This is a genomic window from Limosilactobacillus coleohominis 101-4-CHN, assembly GCF_000161935.1.
Classification (GTDB): Bacteria; Bacillota; Bacilli; order Lactobacillales; family Lactobacillaceae; genus Limosilactobacillus; species Limosilactobacillus coleohominis_A.
Genome location: NZ_GG698807.1, coordinates 34,616 through 59,835, shown reverse-complemented (window position 1 = coordinate 59,835; position 25,220 = coordinate 34,616). Strand labels below are relative to the sequence as shown.

The window sequence follows — 25,220 nt, the reverse complement described above, 5'->3', positions numbered from 1 at the left end:
TCAAGGATAAATTTTTAGAATTTATAATTTTACCGACGATTTCTTGGTTGCCCTGCAAAAACGTTATTCACGATGTGGAACCGTGTCCGTAAGTAGAGGTCAGCCCCAAAGACAACAATCCCTAGAATAATGTATACCCACTTGTTAGTTTGCGGATTAATGCTATTCGGCAGTAAAGCAGTCAACGTGTAAATTCCAATCCAGATCGCAAAGGCCAAGACAATCATCCCAATTCGTGCCCACAGACTCCGTTGAACAACCTTACCGGTATTTTTATCCTTGTATGGCGCCATAATTTTCGCAATGTAACCGAAAAGCAAACCTCCAGCAATTGCTACAATCAGAATTGCAGTTAATCCCGAACTTCCGTAATGACCATTCGGACTGAGTGATCCCGGATTCATAAATGCAATTAACCCAAACATGAAGGAGAAGATCGCAAAGAACATCATTCCATTATCTAACGCCAATAATCCAAAGTTACTCGTTCCCTGAACCGTTGCTTCCTTCTTTTTGGGATTCGTCAATTCCTCTACATAAGCGGTTGGGGTGCCAAACATCGCTTTTGCAGTTTGCCCCTTCTTTTGTCCTGCCTGTAGCTTATTAATTGTGTCATCCAGATATTCGCTCTTTTTATCAGCAGCAATTCCCTTTGCAGCTAATTGCTTATTAAGTTGGTAAACAAACTCTTCGTTTTTACGGGTTAAACCATATTCACTAAAGGTCTTGCCCGCTTCTTTATTATTTTCTTTAATATATTGCTTCTGCCGTTGACCAGCAGCGGCATTCCGTGGTTGTTCACTCACAGTGTTACTCCTCTCTATGCTGTTAAATTCCTCAATTAAACGTTGAAACGGAATTCAACAATGTCACCATCCTGCATCACGTAATCTTTACCTTCAAGACGTAGTTTACCGGCTTCTTTAACCTTCGCTGCAGAACCAAGTTCGTCTAAATCACTAAAACTCATTACTTCAGCCCGAATAAAACCACGTTCAAAGTCTGAGTGGATAATTCCTGCCGCTTGAGGGGCTTTAGTTCCCTTCCGGTAAGTCCACGCACGGGTTTCTGGACCACCGGCAGTAAAGAACGTTTCGAGGCCCAATAGCTTATAAGCCGCGCGAATCAATCGGTTTAAGCCAGGTTCCTTGACCCCTTCCATTTCTAGAAAGTCAGCCTTTTCGTCATCGTCCATTTCGGCAATGGATTCTTCAGCAGCTGCTGCGACACCGATGACTTCACCTTCGCCAGCCACGTGTTCCTTGATGGCATCCATGTATTTGTTACTGTCTGGATCGGCCATATCTTCTTCCGCAATGTTAGCAACGTAAAGTACTGGCTTGGTCGTTAGTAAGAATAGTCCCTTAACAATCTTTTGCTCATCCTCAGAAAAATCAATCGTCCGTGCACTCTTACCATCTTCGAGCACTGGCTTAATCTTATTCAAAACCGCTAATTCCGCCAAAGCGTCCTTATCACGACCCTTGGCTGCCCGTTGCACCTTGCTAAGCCGATTATTGACGGACTCCAAATCAGCCATAATTAATTCCAGATTAATGGTGTCAATATCTTCAATTGGGTCAACCTTACCCGTAACACTGGTAATGTCGTTATCATCAAACGCCCGAACAACGTGCACGATAGCATCAGTTTGACGAATGTTTTCCAAAAACTTGTTCCCAAGACCTTCCCCTTTGGAAGCCCCTTTAACAATTCCGGCGATATCCGTGAATTCAAAGGTAGTTGGGACAATCTTTTTAGCGGGAATCAATTCGTTAATTCGGTCCAGACGTGGATCCGGAACTTCTACCATCCCAACATTCGGATCAATCGTAGCAAACGGGTAGTTTGCCATTTCGGCACCAGCCTTCGTAATTGCGTTAAACAGCGTGGACTTCCCCACATTTGGTAATCCAACAATTCCTGCAGTTAATGACATTTTCTTTTCACGTTCCTTTTTTTAATTTTCTTGGTCTGCTTTTTCGAGAACTTTCTTCATTCGTTTATCAAAGTTATAGCGACTCATCATCACGATGTGCCCACAACCCGTACATTGAATTTTAATATCCGCACCGACCCGAATAATTTGCCAACGGTTTGTGCCACATGGGTGCTGCTTCTTCATCATTACAATGTCGTTTAGTGCGTAATCTTCCATTATGATCACTCCTGTCCTAATCAAATGAAATCCCGAGCAATTCCAAAATCCTAGTTAAATCATCAGCAGAAGTATACGGAATTTCAATCTTTCCAGTATTCTTTTTTGCTGCGGGAGCCACCGCCACTTTGGTTCCAAACTTACTTTGCAACTCATTTTCAGCTTCCCGCAAGTATGGTGACTTATGATGTTGAACCTTCTTTTTATGGTTCTTATGACCATGGTCATTATTCATTGAGGCTACTAAGTCTTCTAATTGACGAACCGTCAACCGGTTAGTAATGGCCTTTCGCGCAACCACTGCAACCTTCTGCTTATCTTTAAGGCCCAGTAGTGTCCGCGCCTGCCCCATTGAAAGTTCACCAGCTTGTAAGGATTCTTTAACACTTTCAGGAAGGCTCAACAACCGTAAATAATTGGCGATGTACGGCCGGCTTTTACCAAGCCGCTTGGCAACTTCTGCTTGGGTAAGCATCAGCTTATCCATTAATGTTTGGTAGGCTTGCGCCTCTTCTAGTGGGGTCAAATCTTCCCGTTGCAGATTTTCCAAGACCGCGACTTCCATCATCCGTTCATCATCAAAGTCCCGAACAATGGCGGGAATCGTTGTCTGCTTAGCCAACTTCGAAGCCCGATAACGGCGTTCACCAGCGATAATTTCGTACCGCTCGATTTGCGAATCCGGTTGGCGCACAATGATTGGCTGAAAAACTCCAGATTCACTAATCGATTTAGCTAATTCCTTTAACGCCTTTTGGTCAAAAATGCGACGTGGCTGGTACGGATTAGGACGAATTGCTGATAGTTTGAGATCAACAACATTTTCGCCCGTCTGCGCTTCTTCTAAATTGTTATCCTCAAACAGGGCTTCAATGCCCCGTCCCAGACCCATCTTCTTATTTTTCGCCATGAGCAGCCAACACTTCCTTTGCTAATTGTTGGTAAACCTTGGCACCCGTCGATCTTTTATCGTAATCAATGATGGCCAAACCATGACTGGGCGCCTCTGACAAACGAACATTCCGTGGAATGACAGTCTCGTATACTTGGGAGCCAAAAAACTTTTTTACTTCCGCATTGACTTCCTGACCGAGGTTAGTGCGTTTATCGAACATCGTCAATAAAACTCCCTCTATCTTAAGGTCCTTATTGAAATGTTTTCGAACCAGCTGAATCGTATTGATTAATTGACTCAAGCCTTCCAAAGCATAGTATTCACTCTGAACTGGAATCAAAATAGAATTAGCAGCTGTAAAGGCGTTAATCGTTAATAATCCCAGCGAAGGCGGGCAATCAATCAAAATATAATCATATTGATCCTGAACGTCAGCAAACCCATCCTTTAACCGGGTCTCCCGGGCCATCATAGAAGTTAACTCAACTTCTGCACCTGATAATTCAATTGTTGTCGGTGCAATGTCTAATCCCTGATGACTGCTTGGCTGAATGACCGCGCTCAATTCCACATCATTAATTAGCACATCATAGACGCTCTGCTCGATCTTCTTTTTATCAATGCCAAGGCCACTAGTGGCGTTACCTTGCGGGTCTAAGTCAATAAGCAAAACTCGCTTGCCAGCATCCGCTAAACAGGCACCCAGGTTGACACTGGTGGTGGTTTTACCAACCCCACCTTTTTGATTAGCCAGTGCGATTACTGTTCCCATCGTGTCAGCTCCTTTCGTTATTACTTTTGCTTTGGAATCTTAATGGTTATCTTATAAGCATTTTTTAAGGTTTGCTCAGACAATTCAGCATCCAATCCACTATCATTAATCATTTTCACGGATTCCTTAATGGTGTTCATGGCAATTCGCGGATCACTGATCTTAATTTTAGGTGCTGGAGAGGCTTTTTTGGCAGGCTTATGTTTAACAGACCGTTTCTTTGGTTTCTTAACCTTCACATTTTCTTCGTTTGCAAGTCGTTCCTGCTCTTTTTGGGCTTCTACTTCAGATGGCAGAGGCTTTCCTTGGAGGCGGGCCACTTCATCTTCCGTTTGCCGAACGTTCAATTTTTCGTTCACAATCCGCATTAACATTTTACGTTGCTGATCATCATTAAGATTTAAAAGTGCCCGACCATGACGTTCGGTAATTAACCCATCCAGAATGGCATTTTGAACTGGAACAATCAACTTCAGCAGCCGCAGCTTGTTGGCAACCGCGGATTGACTCTTTCCGACACCCTTAGCCAACTTCGCCTGTGTTAAATGATTTAAGTCCATCAGCTTTTCATAGGCTTGGGCTTCTTCCACTGAACTTAATTCAGATCGTTGTAAATTTTCAATCAAGGCTAACGATGCGGTTTCGTGATCGTTCATCTTCTCCACAATCGCCGGTGCCTTTTCCCATTGCAATAACTTCATCGCCCGAAAGCGGCGTTCACCGGCGATAATTTCATATTTTGCTGGTTCATATTCACGGAGAATAATCGGCTGGAGCAAGCCATGTGCATCAATAGTTGCGGCTAATTCTTGAATTCCTTCTTCATCAAAAACCTGCCGTGGTTGATAACGGTTGGGCTCAATTTGATCTAACGGAATCTCTACCACTTCATTTTTTGTATCGTGATGATTTTTACCAATGCCAAAAATTGAAAATGCCATACTCATTCTCCCTCATTTTAATAACTATAATGGTTTTTTCGCAGGTGTCCCCGCCCGTCGCGGATATTGCTGAGGCGTTGCGGTTAGTTTATCAATAATTAATAAGTTTCGTTCCTCTGGTTCTGGTTTAGTTGGCAATTCTAATGAGTAAACATTCCGTTTTTGGCCACCCAACTTAGCGATTGCCCGCGTCGCTGAAGTTAATTCATCCGCGGCTGCTTGTGCCTTATATGCCAGAAAAATGCCTCCCACTTTGGCAGCGGGTAAACACAGCTCACTCAGTACGGATAAACGTGCAACAGCACGCGCTGTTACCACATCATAGTTTTCCCGATGGGCGCTTCCCTTTTTACTAAAATCTTCCGCTCTTGAGTGGACTAACGTCACGTTATCCAGATTAAGACGAGCAACTAATTCTTGTAAAAAGTTAATCCGTTTGTTCAATGAATCAACAATCGTTACCTTTAATTGGGGAAACGCAATCTTCAATGGTAATGATGGGAAACCAGCCCCAGCTCCAATATCACATAAACTCAGACTTTCGGTCCGTAATGCTGGCAGAGCAAAACTACCGGTAATGGAATCATAAAAGTGTTTCAAGTAAACATCTTTTTCATCCGTAATACGGGTTAAATTAACAACCTGATTGGTAGCTACTAAATCTTGATAATACTGAGCAAATTGATTCATTTGATGATCAGTCAATTGAATCCCTTGGTTAGCTAACGCTTGACGAAATTCTTCTGGAGTCATTCTACCGTCCTTTCCGTGAAACACGAAATTGTTTCACGTTACCTTTTTACTTTACCTTAAAAAAGCCCCCGTTTCAAGCATTCACGGGAGCTAATTCATTGTTTCAATTGGCTTTATTTCATTTTAGCAACTTGTGCTAGGAACCATTGGTTAAAGAAGTCGGCATCAATATCAACGCACGCCTTGGCATTAGTTTTGCTATCATGGTACGCACCACGAATGTCACCGACCGTTGCCCCAATTGCTGGGCCACTAGTTTGGACGTCAATCCATAAATTCTTAGTAGTGAAGGCCTCAGGGTGCAATAAGTAGAAAATCGTATTGACGTCATGCATTGGCCGACCCTTGGCTCCACCGCTGACATCATTATAGTGACTGATTAAACCATACAACATTTTACCAGTTTCGTTCATATCTTTAAGCTGATTGAGACTGTCATCTGTCAGCAACGCTTTCAATGTTACATCTAAACCAACCATCACAATTGGAATGCCAGAATTATACATAATTCGTGCCGCATCCGGATCGGTAAAGACATTAAATTCGGCCACACTCGTCATATTGCCACCAGAAAGGGAACCACCCATTGCCACAATCTGCTTAATATGACTCTTTACTTCAGGGTATTCCTTGAAAAGCAACGCAATGTTAGTGTATGAACCAGTTGGCACTAAAGTAATTTCATCTTCAGCCATGATTGTATCACGAAGTGCTTGTACCGCTGATTTAGCAATTGGTTGACCGTAATCATCACCAAAGTCGTACCCTTCCATTCCAGACTCACCGTGAATCCGAGCAGCGTCTTCAAATGGTTTGATTAATGGTTCAGCCGCCCCAGCAGCCACGGGAATAGTATCGTTTTTTCCAAAGAAATGCACAATTTTAAGTGCGTTCGCCGTTGTTTTATCAACTTTGACATTTCCAGCAACTGCAGTCACTAGTTTTAAATCAATTTCTGGGTTATTGATTGCCATCGTCAAAGCAGCTGCGTCATCAATTCCTGGATCCGTATCCATAATAATTTTCGTAGTCATTTTCTGGCATCCTTTCCTATTAAGTAACAAAAGGAGACTGTCGTTCCCGCCAGCCTCCAATCAATCATTTTTAATTACCAAACGAATAAACCAACCATTGCAGCTGACAACAGAGAGACCAAAATCCCTGAAAGAACTAGGTAACCAATATTGCGCGCAATGTAGTTGTTCGTATCTTTATCAACTAGTCCCTTAAAGGCACCAATGATCATTCCAAGCGTCCCAAAGTTAGCAAATGAAGTTACAAACGTTGTCAGGACTGCTTGGAAGTGCGGATCGAAATGCGCGATCTTATTTGTCATGCTACCCATGACAACAAATTCGTTGGTGATCAACTTCATCCCCATATTTTGAGAAAGAATCCACGCATCGTGGACATTTAATCCCATTAGCCAGGAGAACGGGAACATGATGACCCCTAAGATACTTTCTAGTGAAAGTGGCTTCCAGAAGAGCCCTAAAATCTTATCAATCAATGCGGCTAATGCAACGAACGCAACCACGTTAGCAATGATAATCAAAATCAGCTTACCGGCGCCCAAAATTGAGTCACCCAAGAAACTAAAGAATGGTTCCTTTTTAGCATCCGTGTCATTAACCGTCACAATCGTATCCTCGGCCGGATCAACCTTCACTGGGTTCATCAAACTAGTGGCAATCAGTGAGTTAATGATGTTAATCGGAATCGCCGTTAAAATGTAACGACCAGGCATCATTTCAACATATGAGCCAACCATTGCTGCGGTAATACATGACATTGACATCATGGCAATCGTTAAGTTCCGTGCCTTAGACATCTTCCGCAATTGTAATTCGGAAACGGCCAATACTTCGGTGTTCCCTAAGAACATCATTTCAACTGCGAAGAACGATTCAAATTTCGGTTGACCGGTAATAAATGACAACCCCCGACCAATCCATTTAATTATCCATGGCAGGAAACCGATGTAGGTTAAAATATCGAACAATGGAACAACCATCAAGATTGGCATCAGCGCAGAACAAATAAAGTTCAAATTCTTGGCATTATACCAGGAACCAAGCGCAAAAGTGGTCCCCTTAGCTGAAGCGTCTACTAGCCAAACAAAGCCATCCGCAGCAGCTTGAACACCCCGCCGACCGACTGGCGAGCCAATCAAAAAGGCTGCCAGGATGATGTTGATAACCACCATCACTGCAATAGCTTTCCAATTAATGTTTTTCTTGTCCTTGGAGAAAAGGAACCCAATTAGCAAGAAAACTAATAGTCCAACGATATTAATCGCAAGATACATTATGTCAGCACCTTTCTGTATAGAAATCGAATAATTGCACAACGAGTCTAATTACATAGATTTTGCAATCGACTTTGTAATAATTATACCTGACGATTGATACCGTGTAAAGCGATTTCCGCCGTCCCCCTTCATTTATTCACCGAACTGAATAAATATCAAAAGTATAACGCTTTACATCACCGAATAAACAAAAAGCACCAAGCAATTGCTTGGTGCTATATTTTGGAAAGACTATCTGCCGTTGCGTACTTCATTGTTCCAATTTTAAACTGTATCTCAATTAAGTAACTTAAATTAGTGTTCTAAGGGGGTCCGAAGATCCCGAAATAATTCGACAACTAGTCTTTTGACCTTATTTAGTTGATGTGATGTGGGGGTAAGAGTGATTCCTGTTATTTACAGGTTGTTATCAGGCAACGGTACTGATCTTTCCACATCTTTATTATAATTCTCATGAATTAAAATAGCAATTGAATCCGTTCATTACGGTAATGAAAGCGTTATGATTTATTTGTGTTGTCGCGAACGTTCCACAAACGTATACCCAATAAATAGACAAATAAAAAACAACACCGAAACAAATAACGCTGGACGCGTTGATGGAATAAAGAGCAAAATAATCAGGACCGCAACAAAGAAAATAATGGTTAACCAATCCGTTACTGGGAATCCTGGCATTGAGAACCCAGCCACTCCCTTTGGATGAGCTTGGCGGTACTTAATATGGCACCACAGAATAAAGAGCCATACAAAAATAAAGTTAATGGTTGACACTCCGGAAATTAATTCGAAAATTCCCGCAGGCATCACGTAGTTTAAAATAACCACCACAAATAGGATTAGTGAAGAGAATTGCAACGCCTGATTTGGTACTGCCTTAGCGCTCAATTTTTGGAAACGAGCTGGTGCATTCCCACCAGCAGCCAGTGAGTACAACGAACGACTAGTTGAGAAGATAGCACTATTAGTGGCTGACATAGCAGCAGTCAGTACCACAAAGTTTAAAATGGCGGCTGCACCTGTCACCCCAATTCCCGCAAAGACTTGAACAAACGGGCTCGAGCTCGTCTTAATATCCGTCCAAGGGTAGACCGACATAATTGCGAGCATTGAACCAATGTAGAATAACCCAATCCGAACTGGCAGAGTATTAATTGCCTTAGGAATATCTGTCTCTGGGTTTTTAGTTTCCCCAGCGGTTAAACCAACCATTTCAATTCCAACAAAGGCAAAAACAACCATTTGAAACGACATCAAGAAACCAATTGGCCCCTTCGGGAAGAATCCACCATGGCTTACTAGGTTCACTAAACTAGCGTGACCTGTCTTCGTTGGTGTCTGTAAAATCACCATCACTAAACCAACAACAATTAGTGCGACAATTGCTAAAACCTTAATCGTGGAAAACCAGGATTCAAGTTCACCAAATAACCCCACGTTAACCATGTTAACCAACATCAGCAAAATAATAATCACGAGCGGACCAATCCACTGTGGTAAATTAGGAAACCAGTACTTTAAGTAAATCCCGGTCGCGGTCAAATCTGCCATCGCAAGACTCAACCAACACGACCAATACGTCCAGCCAGCAATAAATTCCATCCGATCGCCAAGATATTCCTTCACTGAATCAATAAAGGAATGTTTACTAGTATCAGCGAGCAAAAGTTCACCAAGGGCGCGCATCATAAAGAAACAGAAGATTCCGACAATCAAATATGTCAAAATAATTGATGGCCCGGCGGCTTTGATGGCACTCCCGGATCCCAAGAAGAGTCCAGTACCGATGGCACCACCAATTGCAATCATCGTGATATGACGACTTTTTAGTGAGCGTGATAATTTTTGTTCTTGTTGTTCATCCATCTTTTAATCTCCTTTCACAAAAAAACGCCCCTGGTACTACAAATACCAGGGACGTTTGTCAACGCGGTTCCACCCATCTTTATAAGCCATTTGGACTTACCTCTCGGTCAATAATGGAACCACCCATTTCACGCGTGAATTAATGCCATGAACGACGACTAACTTTCAGCTCAGATTAGTCTCTCTGTTGGTCGCTCTTATTAAAAGTTAATGATAATTATACTGAAATCTCATAACCTGTCAACACGTTTCCGAACATTAAATCGGTTTCATTTAAAAAAATTCGATTTATCTACCTTGACTTTTAAGTTAATTCATTGTTTAATGCAATCAACGGTTGATTAACAGTCCTAGTAGGAACCTCTTCCCTGGTGCAGAGAGTTAGCGGTGATGTGGAAGCTAATGCATAGGAGGTTGACGAATTACAACTGATCATTATTAATCACCAATCTTTTAAATAATGTTAATTAAGGTACGTAACGTACGAAAATGGGTGGTACCACGGTTCACTTCGTCCCAAGACTTGAGTGTCTTGGGACGTTTTTTCGTTGTTACTAACAAATGGAGGGATTCTAGATGAACATTGTTGATGAATTAAAATGGCGTGGTGCAGTTAATCAAGTTACTGATGAAGACGGCCTCCGCGAATTAACGAATGAAAAACAAATTAGTTTGTACTGTGGGACGGACCCAACAGGTGATAGTCTCCACATTGGACACTTAATTCCATTCATGATGCTGAAACGATTCCAACTCGCTGGCCACCACCCGGTAATCATTATCGGTGGCGGTACTGGTGCCATTGGGGATCCTTCCGGACGAAAGACTGAGCGAACTCTGCAGACTGAATCGCAGTTGGAACATAATAAAAAGGCCCTCACTGAACAAATGAAAAAGTTATTTGGGACCGAAAACTTTACCATCGTGGACAATTACACCTGGCTTTCCAAGATTTCTATGATTGAATTCCTGCGTGATTACGGTAAACTCTTCAATGTTAATACGATGTTAAATAAGGAAGTCGTTGCTAGTCGGCTGGATAACGGAATTTCCTTCACTGAATTTACCTACCAAATTCTTCAAGCGGTTGACTTTCTCCACCTCTACCGCAACAATGACGTCCAACTCCAAATCGGTGGATCAGACCAATGGGGTAACATTACTTCTGGAATTGACTTAATTCATAAGGTGGAAGGTCCCGAAACCAAGGTCTTTGGACTAACAATTCCACTGATGCTCAAGGCCGACGGTACAAAGTTCGGTAAAACTGCTGGTGGCGCAGTTTGGCTAGATCCGAAGAAGACGTCACCATACGAATTCTACCAATTCTGGCTGAACCAAGATGATCGCGACGTTGTGAAATACCTCAAGTACTTCACATTCCTTGATCAAGATCAAATTAATGACCTGGCTGAAAAGGTTGAGAAGGAACCTTGGAAGCGGGAAGCTCAACGGACATTGGCACGGGAAGTCACTACTTTTGTCCACGGCGAAGCTGCCACCAAGCACGCTGAAGAAATTTCTCAATTGTTATTCAAGGGTGACATTAAAGATCTAACCACCGAAGATATCGAGCAGGCCTTCAAGTCCGCCCCATCAGTAGATATTTCGGCAGATGTGGTTAACATTGTGGACTGGCTGGTCAATACCAATATTGAACCTTCCAAGCGGCAGGCTCGTGAAGACGTTAAGAACGGCGCCATTACCGTCAACGGTGAAAAAGTTACGGATATCGAAGCTGAAATTAACCCGGCAGATCACTTTGATGGTAAGTACGTCGTGGTGCGTCGTGGTAAGAAGCACTACACTTTAGCCAAAGTTACAAAGTAAGGGTTGCAAGATTTTTTAAATCAGTTACAATTTAAGTAATTCAATGACGTGGTAATAGTAGCATGACCAAACAACAGAGATGGCTGATACCCGCTGAAAGAAGCCAACGGAAGTGCGAAGTGGAGCCGCCAGAAGCAGTTAAATATTGAATGAGTGATGTACAGCTCCTGTACATAATTTAGGTGGCACCGCGGTTAATCGTCCTATTTTCCAAGTGGAAAATGGGGCGATTTTCTTTTACCCAGTTTTATTCGAAAGGATTGATCATTATGACAGAAAAAAAGGTAATTTTGACTGGTGACCGACCAACTGGTCACCTTCACATCGGTCACTACGTTGGTTCACTGCGCGAACGGGTCAAAATGCAAAACAGTGGCAAGTATGATCCATATATCATGATTGCGGATCAACAAGCTCTGACCGACAACGCCCGGGATCCAGAAAAATCCGTAATAGTCTCATCCAAGTTGCACTAGATTACTTGGCGGTGGGACTTGATCCAGAAAAATCAACCATCTACGTTCAGTCACAAATCCCGGCGCTTTCTGAGCTCAACATGTACTATCTGAACTTAGTTACCGTTTCCCGGTTGGAACGAAACCCAACTGTTAAGTCAGAAATTCAGCAAAAGAATTTCAATCGTTCCATTCCCGCTGGATTCCTAACTTACCCGGTTAGCCAAGCATGTGATATCACTGCATTTAAGGCCGAGCTCGTTCCGGTTGGCGATGACCAAGAACCAATGCTGGAGCAAGCACGTGAAATCGTTCGAACATTTAACTCCATTTACGGTGATGTACTTGTAGAACCTGAAGGGGTCTTTCCACCAAAAGGACAAGGGCGAATCCCTGGACTTGATGGTAATGCCAAGATGAGCAAGTCGCTTGGTAACTGTATTTACCTATCCGATGATGAGGATACGTTACGTAAAAAAGTAATGTCAATGTATACTGACCCGAACCATATCCACGTTGAAGATCCCGGCCAAGTTGAAGGTAACATTGTCTTCACTTACCTAGACATCTTTGACGACGATAAGGAAAAGGTGCAAGAACTCAAGGACCATTACCGGGCAGGCGGCCTTGGTGACGTAAAGATCAAGAAATACCTGTTTGAAGTTTTGAATAAAGAATTAACCCCAATTCGTGAACGGCGTCTAGAATTTGCTAAGGACATCCCGGCCGTTTACGACATGCTGAAGCATGGTTCTGAAAAAGCTAATCAAGTAGCTAACAAGACCCTGCATGAAGTTAAGGAAGCCATGGGCTTGAACTACTTTGAATAATTAACCTAATCGTGAATGAAAAATGGCGATCATCAGAGCAGATGATCGCCATTTTCCTATTCATTTTCATCTAATAATGCTTGAGCATTGTGTAAATCTGTTACTAGAACATTAGCGTATCTGCCATTTAAGGCTGCTTGGATCACCGGTAACTTGTTCATTCCACCAGCAACCAGGATGGATTGACGGGTTGCTTTTAAAACGTCAAGCGGAATGGCCATCGTTCGTTTGGCTAATTCCGGATCAACAATCTGTCCCTGTTCATCAACAAATTGTGAAACGATATCACCAACCGCCGTTCTTTGTAACTTTTTTATTTCAGATGTATTCAAATAGCCTAAACTAAATAATGTTGCGTTATCTTCAGTCGTACCAACGGTAAACACGGCCACATTAACGTGCCTAGCCGTCGTTAGGATTTGATCAATAAAGTGGTCCTGCACCACCATTGATTTAATCTTAGCATTATCAAAGATGACCGGTAACGGTAAAATTTGTGCTTGTGTATGAAAATTCTTATTGAAGGCTTTAGTAACGTTGACCACAAAATTATTATGAGTAGAGTTAGCGACCGTCCCCTTGAGGTAAACAACTTGAATGTGTTTACGATCACTTGGCTGTAAATATTTCGCCACCGCATTCAAAGTCTGACCCCAACTAACCCCGATAATATCATTATCTTGGACAAGTGTCGGTAGAAGTTGGGCAGTTGCTTCCCCAAGTGCCGTTAAAATCGATTGTGGCTCATCATCAATAGGTTCAGCAATAATCGCTTGAGACAAATGATACTTTTGCTTTAACTGTTGGCCTAAACTATGAACATAATGTAACGGATCATCAATCTTAATTTGAACAATTCGTTGGTCACGGGCAAATTGGATGGCCCGAGACACCGTTGGCCGTGAAAGTTTCAATTCACGAGCAATTTCCGCTTGGGTCATGCCTTTTAAGTAGTACAATTTGCTAACTTCTACTGCTTGTCGAATTTGCTTTTGCGATACCATCTTATTCCACCCCGCCTCTTATCACTATGTTTTATCATACCTTAAATTGGCTGGTGTTGTGAATAAGTTATTTTTTCCCGATTACTTCCATACTATGACTTACACCTAATCGTGTTGCACCAGCTTTAATCATCGCCTCTGCTTCCGCCGTGCTGTGAATGCCACCTGAGGCTTTAACCGCAGTGCGAGTTCCCTTAACAGCAGCTGCCATAATTTCCACTGCATGAACCGTTGCTCCTTCAGTAGAAAAGCCGGTGGAAGTCTTAACGAAATCAGCCCCAGCATCAGCAGCCATTTGTGAAGCACGTGTAATTTCGTCATCCGTTAATAAACAGGTCTCTAAAATCACTTTTACAATTTTATTTGCTTGATGACCAGCATTCACAACGGCTTGAATATCTGCAGCAACTTTATCATCATGTCCTGACTTTAGTTCACCAATATTCATAACCATGTCAATTTCGTCAACACCATTTTCAATTGCGTCCTGTGCCTCTGCCACTTTAATCTTCGTGGTATTGGCCCCAAGTGGAAAGCCAATTACGCAAGCCGTTACAACATCTGTCCCTTGCAATGCTTGATGAACTTTAGTTACCCAATATGGATTGACCATCACCGTATGAAAATGATTATCAATCGCCTGTTGGATAACTGTATCAATTTGCTCCTCAGTTGCATCAGGTGCTAATAAAGTATGATCAATGTACCGATTTAATTCCATGACTAGCTTCCTCCTTTATTATTGATCATTTTCATTATATCCTTTTGTTACATAATTTCAATAGCTATTGAAATTATGTAACATTTTAACGAATAAAAAACTAAGATTATACTCCTGGCAGCAATGCCAAAAAAATAGGCGATCTCAAAATTGAGATCGCCTATTTCACTACCTTAAGCAATTAGTTCAATGAAGCAATTGCCTTATCAAGGAGCTTAACAGTAGTAGCTACTGGGTAAACTGCCATGATTTCGTTGATTTGTGGAGCAGAACTCTTACCAGTGAAGGCAATGTTCAATGGGAAGTAAAGCTTTTGTCCCTTAACATTGACATCCTTACCAACCTTCTTAATCAGGTCATTGTAAGCATCTGGTGTCGTATCATCAGACAAGTCCTTTACTGCATCCTTAATGCCGTTCAATACAGCAAGCGTTTCATCCTTATCGAAGTTTGCAAAATCATCGTATGAAAGATCTTGGTCTAAGATCGTTGCATAGAACCAAGCGTAATCCATGATTTCGATTAACTTGTAAACATCACGTTGGTGAATGTGAATAACCTTCTTGAGCAATGCCCGAAGATCATCATCACTCATCTTCAAATCATTCAGTTTATTAGCTTCTTCAGAATCATTTTCATGAACTAAGGTCATAATCCGGTCAGCTAATTCATCTACTGACATCTTCTTGATGTATTCAGCGTTCATCCAATCAAGCTTGTGTTGATCGAAGTAAGCTGGTGAGTTAGACATCCGGTTAGGATCGTAAGCCTTAATTAATTCTTCCTTAGAATAAATTTCCTTTTCACCAACTGGTGACCAACCAAGGAAGGCAATAAAGTTAAAGATAGCTTCCTTGAGGTAACCATGACGGTGGTATTGGCTAATGAATTGCAGAGTATTCTTATCACGCTTACTCAACTTCTTACCAGTTGCTGGGTTGAAGATCAGTGAAATGTGACAGAAGTGTGGGTGGTCAACACCGAGGGCTTCGTAAACCGCAATTTGCTTTGGTGTGTTGGCAATATGGTCAGCACCACGGAGACAGTCGGTAATGTCCATCAAGTAGTCATCAATAACAACAGCAAAGTTATAAGTAGGCATTCCGTTGTTCTTTTCGATAACAAAGTCACCACCAAGGTTGTCAGAGTTGAATGAAATGTGACCTAATGCCCAGTCATCCCATTCTAGAGTGTGATCCTTTGGTAAGTGCAGACGAACAGAAGGCTTAATTCCCTTGGCCTTGGCAGCGTCAATTTCTTCTTGGCTAGCGTTGTACCAGTGACCACCGTAACGAGGAGTTTCACCCTTGGCCTTTTGTTCTTCACGCATCTTTTGAAGTTCTTCTTCAGTGGTGTAGTCATAGTAGGCCTTGCCTTCGTCAATTAACTTTTGAACGTACTTGTGGTAAATACCTTCCTTGTTACGTTCAGTTTGATGGTATGGGGCATACTTAGGATTTGGCTTATCTGGACCTTCATCCCAGTCAACACCCAACCAGTGCAAGTTCTCCATCTGCGACTCTTCACCGTGTGGCACATTCCGTGCAATATCAGTATCTTCGATCCGAAGAACCATTGTTCCATTAAAGTGACGAGCAAACAGATAGTTAAAAAGTGCAGATTGTGCATTACCGATATGCAAGAAGCCCGTTGGACTTGGAGCATAACGTACTCTAACCTTTTTATCCATAGTAATATCCTCTCTCCATCAGAAATTAATCTTACTAAAAAGATGGGTCTCCTAGCGAATCCCCATCCCTAAGACTTATGACTATTTTACCATTGTGTAAGAAAAATTAAAAGCCATAACGTCAAGTTTATCTTAAACTGTCCACTATTTATGATTTAAATAGTCAAGTGCATGCCCTAAGTCATCAATAAAGTCATTGGCAATTGTCATGTCCATCGCCGGCCGGACAACGATCCGTTGAATAATTTCATCATCACGATTCTTCGGTAGCGGGTAGGCAGGAACTTGCCAGCCAAACATCTTCAATGCATCTTGAACATCATATAATGTCCATTTTACGTTGGTATCTTTCTTAAACTCCCAAGTAATAATTGGCAATTCGGAACCATCTGTAATGACATTAAAGTAGCCTGTGTCGCTAATTGCTTTACTTAACTTTTCTGAAACTTTCCGGACATTTTCCATACATGCTCGGTATCCAGCCTTACCAAAGCGAATTAAGTTATAGTATTGGCCCACAATATTAGCTCCAGAACAGGAGAAATTAATTGCAATCGAATCAACTGTCTAGCCTAAGTATTGAACGGAGAAGCGTAATTCCTTTGGTAAGTAATCATAATTGTTTTTGCGCCAGACAATCCAGCCAATGCCAGGATAAACCATGCCGTACTTGTGACCAGAAACGTTAATTGAAGCAACGTTCTTCAGGCGAAAATCCCATGGCTTAAAGCCTGAGACCCATGGAGCAAAGAATCCATTATATGCTGAGTCGACGTGGATTCGTAATGGTAAGTCAGGGTGAGACTGATTATATTCTGAAACGCGCTGGTCGAGTGCTTGAACGTCATCAATTGCTCCGGTATAGGTAATCCCAAAAATTGCCACAATTCCAATCGTATTTTCGTCAACCAGTTTCATCGCTTCATCAATATTCAGGTTCAGTTCATCAGACCCTTTCTTCAAGGGTACTTGTCGCATTTCTACGTTCCAATAAGTGCAGAACTTTTGCCAAACCACTTGGTATCCGGACCCAATAATCAAGTTTGGCCGATGATGGTCTAGATCGTTAATATTTATTCCAGCAGCCTTAGCACGGTGTTTCCACGTAAACAGCATTCCTAAGCCGCCAAGCATACATCCTTCTGATGAGCCCACAGTTGAAGTCCCAATATAATCCTTAGGGAACTTTTCATCTTCCGGGATTCCCCACATATGACCAATCATTGCCACACAACGATCACACATTGCCGCGGTCTTAGGATATTCTGTCTTATCAATCGCGTTAGTATTCATTGCTTCCTTCATCAATTCATCGGCTTCCGGCTCCATTTGGGTGGTACAGAACGTTGTTAAGTTTTGATCGGCCTTAGCTTCATTTAAACGAAAGTGTTGAATCAATTGTTTAGCCACCGTCGGATTCATCGCTTGTTCAGGAATATCTTGGTCCGGTAAGTCTTCTCCTGATTCAGTACTCCCCAACCAGTTTTGTTCTAACGCTTGATCTTTTTCTGTCATTGATCTGTATCGGAATTGGTAGCTGGCTAATTCCTCAACCTCCTTTCAAACATATCGCATTCAGGTATACCTTGAATTTAAATCATGATTCATCCTGAGTGTAACAAGCATAAATTTAAAAAGGCAAATAATAAGTATCTCGTTCTTCAACAATATCCATTAATTATTTTTGTTAATTAATGATACTAAATTTAAAATTTACATTATTTTTGTAAAACTTCTTCTACCGCCTTATGATGAGAATGAATCATTGAAAGTCAATGATTAAATAACTGAAAGGAGAAATGTTATGAGTGCTTTGCAAAATAAAAGAACCCTGACAATGTGGGGCTTCTTTTCCATCACTGCAGCGATGGTTCTAACCGTCTATGAATACCCAACTTTTGCTACTTCAAAGTTGCACCTGGTATTCTTCCTCATTCTTGGAGGTATTTTTTGGTTCATTCCGGTTGCCCTTTATGCTGCTGAAATGGCTACTGTAAAAGGATGGAATGATAATGGAGGAGGTGAATTCAGCTGGGTTAGTCATACTCTCGGTCAACGGTTTGGATTCGCTGCTATTTTCTTCCAATGGTTCCAAATCACCGTTAACTTCTGTACAATGATTTATTTCATTCTTGGGGCCTTATCGTTCGTTGTTAGTTGGCCTGCACTAGCAAGTAACCCATGGGTTAAATTTTTGGGCGTTCTAATTGTCTTCTGGTTAGTAACATTTTCTCAATTAGGCGGTACTAAATATACCCAAAAAATTGCCAAATTTGGCTTCATGATTGGGATTTTAATTCCATCAGCAATTTTATTCATTCTCGCAATTTGGTATCTTTGCTCTGGCGGTAAACTACTAATTAGTTTTACTCCACATGCATTCATTCCGGACTTCACTAAAGTGACGACATTAGTTGTCTTTGTATCATTTATTCTGGCATACATGGGCGGTGAAGCATCTGCTTCCTACATTAATGAATTAAAGAACCCAAATCGAAATTATCCATTAGTTATGTTTATTCTGGTCATCTTGGCAATTTGCCTTGATACACTTGGTGGTTTAACAGTTGCTTCTGTAATTCCACAAAAAGAACTCTCTTTAAGTGCTGGTGTTGTACAAGCATTTAATTATTTATTCATTTAAGCGGTGGCAAGCTAGGCTGGCTTACTCGAATTGTAGGTTTAATGCTTGCTTGTGGTGTAATTGCTGAAATTAGTTCATGGGTTACTGGTCCATCTCGAGCAATTTATGATACTGCTAAAGTTGGCATTATTCCAAAATACTTCCAAAAGACTAATAAGCATAATATTCCTGTCCGTTTAATTATGGTTCAAGGACTTATTGTTTCTATCTGGGACGCTGTTCTTACCCTTGGCGGCGGAGGCGGTAATGTTTCATTCTTCGCAGCAATGGGCTTAACTGTCGTTATCTACCTAGTTGGTTACTTCTTATTCTTTATTGGTTATTTAGTTTTAGTATTTAAGAAACGTGATTTACCACGAACTTACAATGTTCCTGGTGGTACAGTTGGTAAGACGATCATCGCTGTTTGCGGATTCTTAGTAACCCTCTTTGCGTTTATTATTTCTTTCTTCCCAACTACTTCACTTCCTGCCTCTTCCGCAGGTACTTACATGACAATTTTAATTTCTTGCTTTATTATTGTCGTTATCATTCCGTTTGCAATTTATTATGCAACACGGAAACATCACACTGGATTATTGGATCAACAATCAAAGACTCATTCTGAATAATCTATCTCTTTTTCTCCTACTTTAAATTATCGAGAGCGTGACAGTTTCTTTCTCATGCTCTCACAAGCACAATAGGTTCCAGAGTTCGTTTATCGAGCACTGGAACCTATTTACGTTACGTACTATGTGTTCGTATTTTAACTTAGCAGTAGCATTTATGAACCCGCTTCCGTTAATAAATAGACAAGTAAATATATAATTTAATTAAGCTGAATGAAGGCTGTTTAATTTTGCTTAATAACGATGATAATTACATAAATTAAGGCATTTATCAATGGACTGGACAAGTGCTTCATAACTGGTAGATCTGTCTTGGTCATAGCATGTCTTGGTCATAGCATGTTGTAATGGATTATTATACGCGCATCTTTGAAAGCTTTGATCACTATGAAGCAGCAGTCGTTGATTATCGATTATGTCTTAAGATAGTTAAAGTTTGCCGATCACCATTTCGTTGATTACTACATAACTAATAAATCCATCAGTTACATAGTGAATAAATTGATGCAAGGAGTCAGCGTTTATAATACTTTCCCCGCCATTAAAAGTTATGAAATATATAACTGTTACTACTTGATGATGTTTTTTTATCTTTAAAATCCTAGATTAGGTTAGTTCAATTATACGAACGTAATATTCTTCTACCAAGAAATGACAATTCCCATATTTTTACCTCAAATTGATATGATGATTAGTCGTTATGAACACTTCTAGGATTTAAAGATATATATCTTTATAAGAACAAAAAGTTTTTTACCTTGCACATCCGCTATCACTTACATACTCAGGTAACATAACTTAAAAAAGCCAGCGTTTTACCAACACTGACTTATTTATCAAGTAACTTAATTAACCATAAAGCAACTTATACTGTAAATAATAGATAATTATAAACTAGTCAATGCTTTAATTGCTAATCAAAGTCATTTTCTCTTTCATTCTTTAACCGATTGATGATTGAATAAATTGTATATAATAAATAACCAATTAAAATTGCTATAAAATTAAACCACACTTTTCCTTTCAAGATCCATAATTTCTTCTGCACGAATGTTGTGTGGAATAAAACTACGAATTTCATCCTGATTGAAACCGATTTGAATACTATCATTAGTTAAAATTATAGGTGTTTTGAGTAATTCAGGGATTCGACAAATCAAGCTAACAAAATCATTAAAGCTCAAATTATTAACTCTAATTTTTAAACTTTTATAAGCATTGGATCTTGTACATAAAATGTCACTAGTTCCATTTACCGTTTTTCCCATGATTCGTAAAAGCTGTTTTCGCGATATACCTTCCGATGTAACATTATGTTCTGTAAAACTAATATGATGATCATTAAACCACAAACGAGCTTTACGACACGACGATGAATTAACCGAAATATACAACAAAATCATTTAAAATCCCTCCTTATATATCATTTATTAATCATCATATATATTGTATATTAATTAGTGATGACTCTTCAAATAATATGTAATTTATATTTTTGAGGGATGAATATAAAGATCCCGTCATTTCGGCATTTATTCCATAAAAAAACGATCTATCAACCGACAAATAGCCCCGACCGTATAGACTTTAAAGATATCATTATATTACTAATTTTCTATTTTCAATCAATTCAAATAAATTCCAATAACATTAATATAATTAATAGCTTGATATATTATAATAATTCCTAATATAAATAATAATCCTAATAATTGATTGTTTTCAACATTCTATGGATATCTCCACATTGTTAGTTTAATAATTCCTGAAATGCCAAATTAAGTTAGAAATAAGTTGATCATCAATCATAAATATCTCAGGAGGTGCTCGATAATTAAGTTTTTTATAAGTGTAAATACTTAGAACCATGCTTGCTGGATTGTCCGGTCTGCCACCATTGGTATCCCCCAACTTTCTCATTCCACCATTGAGTTTCGGAATTTTAGCCCATTTGACTGGTGTTGGCTTATATCGGTCACGCAGGCTGGCAATTAATTCTATTTCGTCTTCTCTAAGGTACGGTATAAGTAACAATAGTCATCGTTCTCCTAACTCACAAATAAGCATGATTGAGGTTATTACGGTTCTTGAATAGTAACACTCATATTTTTATCTTCACCATAGCTATTAATACGTGCCCTTATTTTCTGTTTTCCAAACCTATCCTCGACAAACGGTCAGCATGCAGTTCTATTTCCTGTGATTGTCGCACCTAATTAAACCTCCAATATAGGTTATGGGTTATCGCCGTTCAGTCCTTCATCTACTTAATCAGACTACTATGCCTCATTGACTTCTGAGCTATACATCACTGCATCGCTTATTTCTGTAGAAATTAATTTATTCCTCTTGTCGGAAACGTGTAAATCAGGTCTCCTCGGGTAAGAATATAAACTTTCGGAGCAGCACTTTGCTAGGCTTCCTTCAAGATCTCACCTCACAGCGGATCCACTTGTTCTCGGCTCATAGTTCCTGATATTATGGTCCATAACTGACTTTCATCGTCGCCCTAATTAATCATGCCAGGCGTACAAAAAAAGTACCCTGGTAAAAACCAAGGTACTTTTCCACCTGGAATATTAATTATAATTAGTTAAACTTCTTGTTTAAGTCGTCAATGGCTTGGTTGAGGTCTTCAGCAAAGTCATCAGCGATCGTCATGCTCATTCCTGGGCGAACAACGATCCGTTCAACAGTTTCGTCGTCACGATCCTTTGGAAGTGGGTATGCAGGAACTTGCCAACCGTATGAACGAAGGGCATCTTCCATGTCATAAAGGTTCCACTTAACATCAACATCATCACGAAGCTTCCAAGTGTTGATTGGAAGAAGTGAACCATCGGTGATCATTTCGAAGTAACCAGTGGCCTTCAAAACTTCACTAATGTGAGTTGATACCTTCCGTACGTTTTCCATAACTGCACGGAAGCCTTCCTTACCAAACCGGATTAAGTTGTAGTATTGACCTACAATGTGAGCACCAGAGTGGGAGAAGTTAATAGCGATGGAGTCAACTGAACCACCAAGGTATGGTACAGAGAACCGCATTTCCTTTGGAAGGTGTTCGTAATCGTTCTTACGCCAAATAGTCCAACCTAAACCAGGGTAAACCATTCCGTACTTGTGACCAGAAACGTTGATTGAAGCAACGTTCTTCAGACGGAAGTCCCATGGCTTGAAGCCATCAACCCAAGGAGCGAAGAATCCGTTGTAAGCAGCGTCAACGTGAATCTTAATAGGCATGTCCTTGTGAGCTTCGTTGTACTTAGTTACTTCAGCATCAAGGGCTTGAACGTCATCAATTTCACCAGTAAAGGTAATACCAAAGACAGCAACAATCCCAATCGTGTTTTCGTCAACTAATGACATTGCCTTTTCAATGTTCAAGCTTGATTCGTTGGTACCGTGTTCCAACTTAACTTGACGCATTTCAACATTCCAGTAAGTACAGAACTTTTCCCAAACAACTTGGTAACCAGAACCAATAATCATGTTTGGCTTGTGGTTGTGTAAGTCATCGATGTCGATGCCATTAGCCTTAGCACGGTGCTTCCATGAGAATAACATGGAAAGTCCACCTAACATACATGCTTCTGATGAACCAACAGTTGAAGTACCGATGAAGTCCTTCCGGAACTTTTCATCTTCTGGAATACCCCACATGTGACCAATCATGGCAGCACAACGGTCTTCCATGGCAGCCGTCTTTGGGTATTCTGACTTGTCAATGGCGTTAGTGTTCATGGCACTTGCCATTAACTTGTCAGCTTGTGGTTCCATTTGAGTTGAACAGAAGGTTGCCAAGTTTTGGTTAGCCTTTGCTTCGTTCAAACGGAAGTGTTGAATTAATTGTTCAGCAACGTTTGGGTTCATTGCCTTTTCAGGCATTTCTTCTTCTGGTAAATGTTCGCCAGATTCAACGCTACCTAACCAGTTTTGCTCTAAAGCATCGTTAATATCAGCCATATTAGTTTTCGGAATTAGCAGCCAACTAATTCCTTCCCCTCCTTTGTGTTAAAAACCTATCGCTACAAAATATATGACTACTACTTTACTAAATCAGACAACTACTAACTTCGTTCTCCAATTCCCCCTTTCAGGGACCTTGACGATAGTCGATATGTTATTTTGTAATAAATTAATCTTCGTCGTAAAGCCCTGCGTCCTTAACTTCCTTCGTCCACTTGTTGTGGTAACGAAGCATGATAAATGGAACGAAGAAGACAATTACGAATCCGACAATCAACAGCATTAGGTAAGTGTGTTGTTGTGCTACTGAGTATCCCTTTGGTGGGAAGAACGTAACAATCAAAGCAAATGCGGTCAAAACAAAACCAACAATTGCGTATAAGTTCTTCAAGAACTTAGAACGTGAAGCAACCCATGTCCGGTGTAAATCATCATGCTTGTTGATCAAACGGAAGTAAGCAGCAAACATCATTAAGTACATTAACATGTAAATTGCAACCGTTAAACTCATTGCAGTTTGGAAACTGATGTCGTTCTTTGAACCACCAGCACCGAAGGTTAACCATGCACCAACGATACATACGATGATTCCTTGGAGAACCATGACATTAGTACCAATACCGTTCTTGTTTGACTTAGCGAACCGTGCTGGAAGGTAACCCTTCTTAGCAGCTTCGTGCATCCCGGCGTTTGGACCAACAACCCAACTACTAATTTCGGCCAACACACCAAGTGCTAACAGAATACCAGTTAAGCGTTGAATAAATTCACCAGACATGTGGAACATCGAAGCTAATGAACCATAAGCAAACACAATTCCGTTACTCAATTGAATCTTATCGTTAGGAATTGTAGCGGCAATTGACATTGAACCAATGATATCGGAGCAGATCGCAGCAATACATAATGCCAACATAACCTTAGCATAAGCATGTGGGTTCTTTAAGTTCTTAACGTGAGGAGCAGAACCTTCAGCACCACAGAATGCTAGGATAAATGGAACAAATCCAACCAGAACACTACCAGACCAAGTTTGTGGGAAGATTGTGTGCCAGTTGATTGTAATCAACATGTGGTGACCAGTTAACAAGTAAGCAACAAAGAGGAATAGTAAGAAGAATACAGGAATAATAACACCGAGTGTGAATCCCCATTGAGCAATCTTACCAGTAAACTTTGTCCCACGTTGTTGAAGGGCAATTAATCCCCAAATAATAATCAAAATTAAAATGTAACGAACCCAAAGGTTGTCATACATTGCAGGTAAACTCAAACTAGCTGAGAAACATGCGATGATGAACATCATCATTGTGTTCATACCAACGGTAATGTGGACCCATTGATAGAACAATGCAGAGAACCCAGAGTTTTCACTGTACATCTTACCTACCCAGGTGAAGACACCACCCTTGGACCAGCCATCAACTGATGCCATTTCACCAGCTGCACGGGTAACAGGTAAGAACCATAAAATACCAGCTAAGAACAGGAAGAAGAACGCCGTAGCGCCTTGCTTAGCAAATGAAGCAAATCCATAGACCGTCATAACCATTGAAGTGGTCATAGAGAACAGTTGGAACCCAGTAATCTGGTTAACTGCCTTCAGGTCTTTGGCTTCTTGTTTATTTTCAGCCAAAATAATCCATCTCCTACTTTTTATTGACTACCATCACGTGAGCGCTATTTGTGATCGCAGGAATAATAAACTAATCAGGGATCCGTTCTGATTACATGTTCATTGTAAACGGTCTCTATTTGAGATGAAATATA

Annotated in this window: 17 protein-coding genes and 4 pseudogenes; 3 read left to right on the top strand and 18 right to left on the bottom strand. The window is 40.7% G+C overall.

Annotated elements, in window-relative coordinates; all coding sequences use genetic code 11:
- Positions 1 to 29: 29 nt before the first annotated feature.
- The 10 genes from HMPREF0501_RS08290 to HMPREF0501_RS08245 form a co-directional block, all read right to left on the bottom strand.
- Positions 30 to 806: a DUF1129 domain-containing protein gene (locus HMPREF0501_RS08290; protein WP_006917558.1), complete on the bottom strand. Its 777-nt coding sequence runs from the start codon at positions 804 to 806 to the stop codon at positions 30 to 32.
- Between the two features lie 35 nt (positions 807 to 841).
- The gene (ychF, locus tag HMPREF0501_RS08285; protein ID WP_006917557.1) at positions 842 to 1,939 is read right to left on the bottom strand and encodes a redox-regulated ATPase YchF; all 1,098 of its coding nucleotides are present in this window, start codon (positions 1,937 to 1,939) and stop codon (positions 842 to 844) included.
- 21 nt (positions 1,940 to 1,960) lie between these two features.
- Positions 1,961 to 2,158, bottom strand: coding sequence for a DUF951 domain-containing protein (locus HMPREF0501_RS08280; protein ID WP_006917556.1), 198 nt, complete (start codon positions 2,156 to 2,158; stop codon positions 1,961 to 1,963).
- 16 nt (positions 2,159 to 2,174) lie between these two features.
- Positions 2,175 to 3,068, bottom strand: a complete 894-nt coding sequence (locus tag HMPREF0501_RS08275; RefSeq protein WP_006917555.1) for a ParB/RepB/Spo0J family partition protein — start codon at positions 3,066 to 3,068, stop codon at positions 2,175 to 2,177.
- Complete coding sequence (locus HMPREF0501_RS08270; RefSeq protein WP_006917554.1) at positions 3,055 to 3,825, bottom strand: ParA family protein; 771 nt, start codon at positions 3,823 to 3,825, stop codon at positions 3,055 to 3,057. Before HMPREF0501_RS08270 ends, HMPREF0501_RS08275 begins: the two co-directional genes overlap by 14 nt.
- Before the next feature lie 20 nt (positions 3,826 to 3,845).
- Positions 3,846 to 4,766, bottom strand: a complete 921-nt coding sequence (locus HMPREF0501_RS08265; RefSeq protein WP_040456262.1) for a nucleoid occlusion protein — start codon at positions 4,764 to 4,766, stop codon at positions 3,846 to 3,848.
- Between the two features lie 24 nt (positions 4,767 to 4,790).
- On the bottom strand, positions 4,791 to 5,519 hold the full coding sequence (rsmG, locus tag HMPREF0501_RS08260) for a 16S rRNA (guanine(527)-N(7))-methyltransferase RsmG (RefSeq protein ID WP_006917551.1): 729 nt from the start codon (positions 5,517 to 5,519) through the stop codon (positions 4,791 to 4,793).
- 113 nt (positions 5,520 to 5,632) lie between these two features.
- Complete coding sequence (rihC, locus tag HMPREF0501_RS08255) at positions 5,633 to 6,553, bottom strand: ribonucleoside hydrolase RihC (RefSeq protein WP_006917550.1); 921 nt, start codon at positions 6,551 to 6,553, stop codon at positions 5,633 to 5,635.
- 74 nt (positions 6,554 to 6,627) lie between these two features.
- Entirely contained in the window at positions 6,628 to 7,827 is a 1,200-nt protein-coding gene (locus HMPREF0501_RS08250) for a NupC/NupG family nucleoside CNT transporter (RefSeq protein ID WP_006917549.1), read from the bottom strand.
- Positions 7,828 to 8,337: 510 nt separating this feature from the next.
- Positions 8,338 to 9,696 (bottom strand): amino acid permease, encoded by a 1,359-nt coding sequence (locus HMPREF0501_RS08245; RefSeq protein ID WP_006917548.1) that lies wholly within the window; start codon positions 9,694 to 9,696, stop codon positions 8,338 to 8,340.
- Between the two features lie 576 nt (positions 9,697 to 10,272).
- Between HMPREF0501_RS08245 and tyrS the strand changes: the two genes are divergently transcribed.
- Both tyrS and trpS read left to right on the top strand, forming a co-directional pair.
- Positions 10,273 to 11,526 carry a tyrosine--tRNA ligase gene (gene tyrS, locus HMPREF0501_RS08240; protein ID WP_006917547.1) on the top strand — a complete coding sequence of 418 codons (1,254 nt, stop codon included), beginning with the start codon at positions 10,273 to 10,275 and terminating at the stop codon, positions 11,524 to 11,526.
- A gap of 269 nt (positions 11,527 to 11,795) precedes the next feature.
- Positions 11,796 to 12,811: pseudogene (gene trpS, locus HMPREF0501_RS08235) on the top strand (tryptophan--tRNA ligase).
- 56 nt (positions 12,812 to 12,867) lie between these two features.
- Here the strand turns inward: trpS and HMPREF0501_RS08230 are convergent.
- The 4 genes and pseudogenes from HMPREF0501_RS08230 to HMPREF0501_RS08215 all read right to left on the bottom strand — a co-directional run bounded on the left by HMPREF0501_RS08230 (position 12,868) and on the right by HMPREF0501_RS08215 (position 17,741).
- A complete protein-coding gene (locus HMPREF0501_RS08230) occupies positions 12,868 to 13,815 on the bottom strand; it encodes a sugar-binding transcriptional regulator (RefSeq protein WP_006917545.1) in 948 nt (315 codons plus the stop codon).
- A gap of 67 nt (positions 13,816 to 13,882) precedes the next feature.
- Positions 13,883 to 14,536, bottom strand: coding sequence for a deoxyribose-phosphate aldolase (gene deoC / locus HMPREF0501_RS08225; RefSeq protein WP_006917544.1), 654 nt, complete (start codon positions 14,534 to 14,536; stop codon positions 13,883 to 13,885).
- Positions 14,537 to 14,717: 181 nt separating this feature from the next.
- Positions 14,718 to 16,226 carry a glutamate--tRNA ligase gene (gltX, locus tag HMPREF0501_RS08220; protein ID WP_006917543.1) on the bottom strand — a complete coding sequence of 503 codons (1,509 nt, stop codon included), beginning with the start codon at positions 16,224 to 16,226 and terminating at the stop codon, positions 14,718 to 14,720.
- Positions 16,227 to 16,370: 144 nt separating this feature from the next.
- Positions 16,371 to 17,741, bottom strand: a pseudogene (locus HMPREF0501_RS08215) (glutamate decarboxylase).
- Positions 17,742 to 18,030: 289 nt separating this feature from the next.
- On the opposite strand from HMPREF0501_RS08215, the pseudogene gadC reads away from it, so the two are divergent.
- A pseudogene (gadC, locus tag HMPREF0501_RS08210) lies at positions 18,031 to 19,481 on the top strand (glutamate:gamma-aminobutyrate antiporter).
- Positions 19,482 to 20,485: 1,004 nt separating this feature from the next.
- Here gadC and spx read toward each other — a convergent pair.
- From spx to HMPREF0501_RS08190, 4 genes and pseudogenes are all read right to left on the bottom strand, one after another.
- The gene (spx, locus tag HMPREF0501_RS08205) at positions 20,486 to 20,884 is read right to left on the bottom strand and encodes a transcriptional regulator Spx (protein WP_006917539.1); all 399 of its coding nucleotides are present in this window, start codon (positions 20,882 to 20,884) and stop codon (positions 20,486 to 20,488) included.
- Positions 20,885 to 21,349: 465 nt separating this feature from the next.
- Positions 21,350 to 21,693 (bottom strand): annotated as a pseudogene (locus HMPREF0501_RS09205) (group II intron reverse transcriptase/maturase); the annotation flags it as partial.
- Positions 21,694 to 22,070: 377 nt separating this feature from the next.
- The gene (locus tag HMPREF0501_RS08195) at positions 22,071 to 23,447 is read right to left on the bottom strand and encodes a glutamate decarboxylase (protein WP_006917538.1); all 1,377 of its coding nucleotides are present in this window, start codon (positions 23,445 to 23,447) and stop codon (positions 22,071 to 22,073) included.
- A 172-nt stretch (positions 23,448 to 23,619) separates the two neighbouring features.
- Positions 23,620 to 25,086, bottom strand: a complete 1,467-nt coding sequence (locus tag HMPREF0501_RS08190) for an amino acid permease (protein ID WP_050755783.1) — start codon at positions 25,084 to 25,086, stop codon at positions 23,620 to 23,622.
- Positions 25,087 to 25,220: the final 134 nt, after the last annotated feature.

What these genes read in the sequence shown, in the direction of transcription:
- rsmG (WP_006917551.1), bottom strand. Translation starts at nt 5,519, where the DNA reads ATGACTCCAGAAGAATTTCGTCAAGCGTTAGCTAACCAAGGGATTCAA.
- rihC (WP_006917550.1), bottom strand. Translation starts at nt 6,553, where the DNA reads ATGACTACGAAAATTATTATGGATACGGATCCAGGAATTGATGACGCA.
- tyrS (WP_006917547.1), top strand. Translation starts at nt 10,273, where the DNA reads ATGAACATTGTTGATGAATTAAAATGGCGTGGTGCAGTTAATCAAGTT.
- HMPREF0501_RS08275 (WP_006917555.1), bottom strand. Translation starts at nt 3,068, where the DNA reads ATGGCGAAAAATAAGAAGATGGGTCTGGGACGGGGCATTGAAGCCCTG.
- deoC (WP_006917544.1), bottom strand. Translation starts at nt 14,536, where the DNA reads ATGGAATTAAATCGGTACATTGATCATACTTTATTAGCACCTGATGCA.
- HMPREF0501_RS08230 (WP_006917545.1), bottom strand. Translation starts at nt 13,815, where the DNA reads ATGGTATCGCAAAAGCAAATTCGACAAGCAGTAGAAGTTAGCAAATTG.
- ychF (WP_006917557.1), bottom strand. Translation starts at nt 1,939, where the DNA reads ATGTCATTAACTGCAGGAATTGTTGGATTACCAAATGTGGGGAAGTCC.
- HMPREF0501_RS08265 (WP_040456262.1), bottom strand. Translation starts at nt 4,766, where the DNA reads ATGGCATTTTCAATTTTTGGCATTGGTAAAAATCATCACGATACAAAA.
- gltX (WP_006917543.1), bottom strand. Translation starts at nt 16,226, where the DNA reads ATGGATAAAAAGGTTAGAGTACGTTATGCTCCAAGTCCAACGGGCTTC.
- HMPREF0501_RS08280 (WP_006917556.1), bottom strand. Translation starts at nt 2,158, where the DNA reads ATGGAAGATTACGCACTAAACGACATTGTAATGATGAAGAAGCAGCAC.
- spx (WP_006917539.1), bottom strand. Translation starts at nt 20,884, where the DNA reads ATGATTTTGTTGTATATTTCGGTTAATTCATCGTCGTGTCGTAAAGCT.
- HMPREF0501_RS08195 (WP_006917538.1), bottom strand. Translation starts at nt 23,447, where the DNA reads ATGGCTGATATTAACGATGCTTTAGAGCAAAACTGGTTAGGTAGCGTT.
- HMPREF0501_RS08270 (WP_006917554.1), bottom strand. Translation starts at nt 3,825, where the DNA reads ATGGGAACAGTAATCGCACTGGCTAATCAAAAAGGTGGGGTTGGTAAA.
- HMPREF0501_RS08250 (WP_006917549.1), bottom strand. Translation starts at nt 7,827, where the DNA reads ATGTATCTTGCGATTAATATCGTTGGACTATTAGTTTTCTTGCTAATT.
- HMPREF0501_RS08245 (WP_006917548.1), bottom strand. Translation starts at nt 9,696, where the DNA reads ATGGATGAACAACAAGAACAAAAATTATCACGCTCACTAAAAAGTCGT.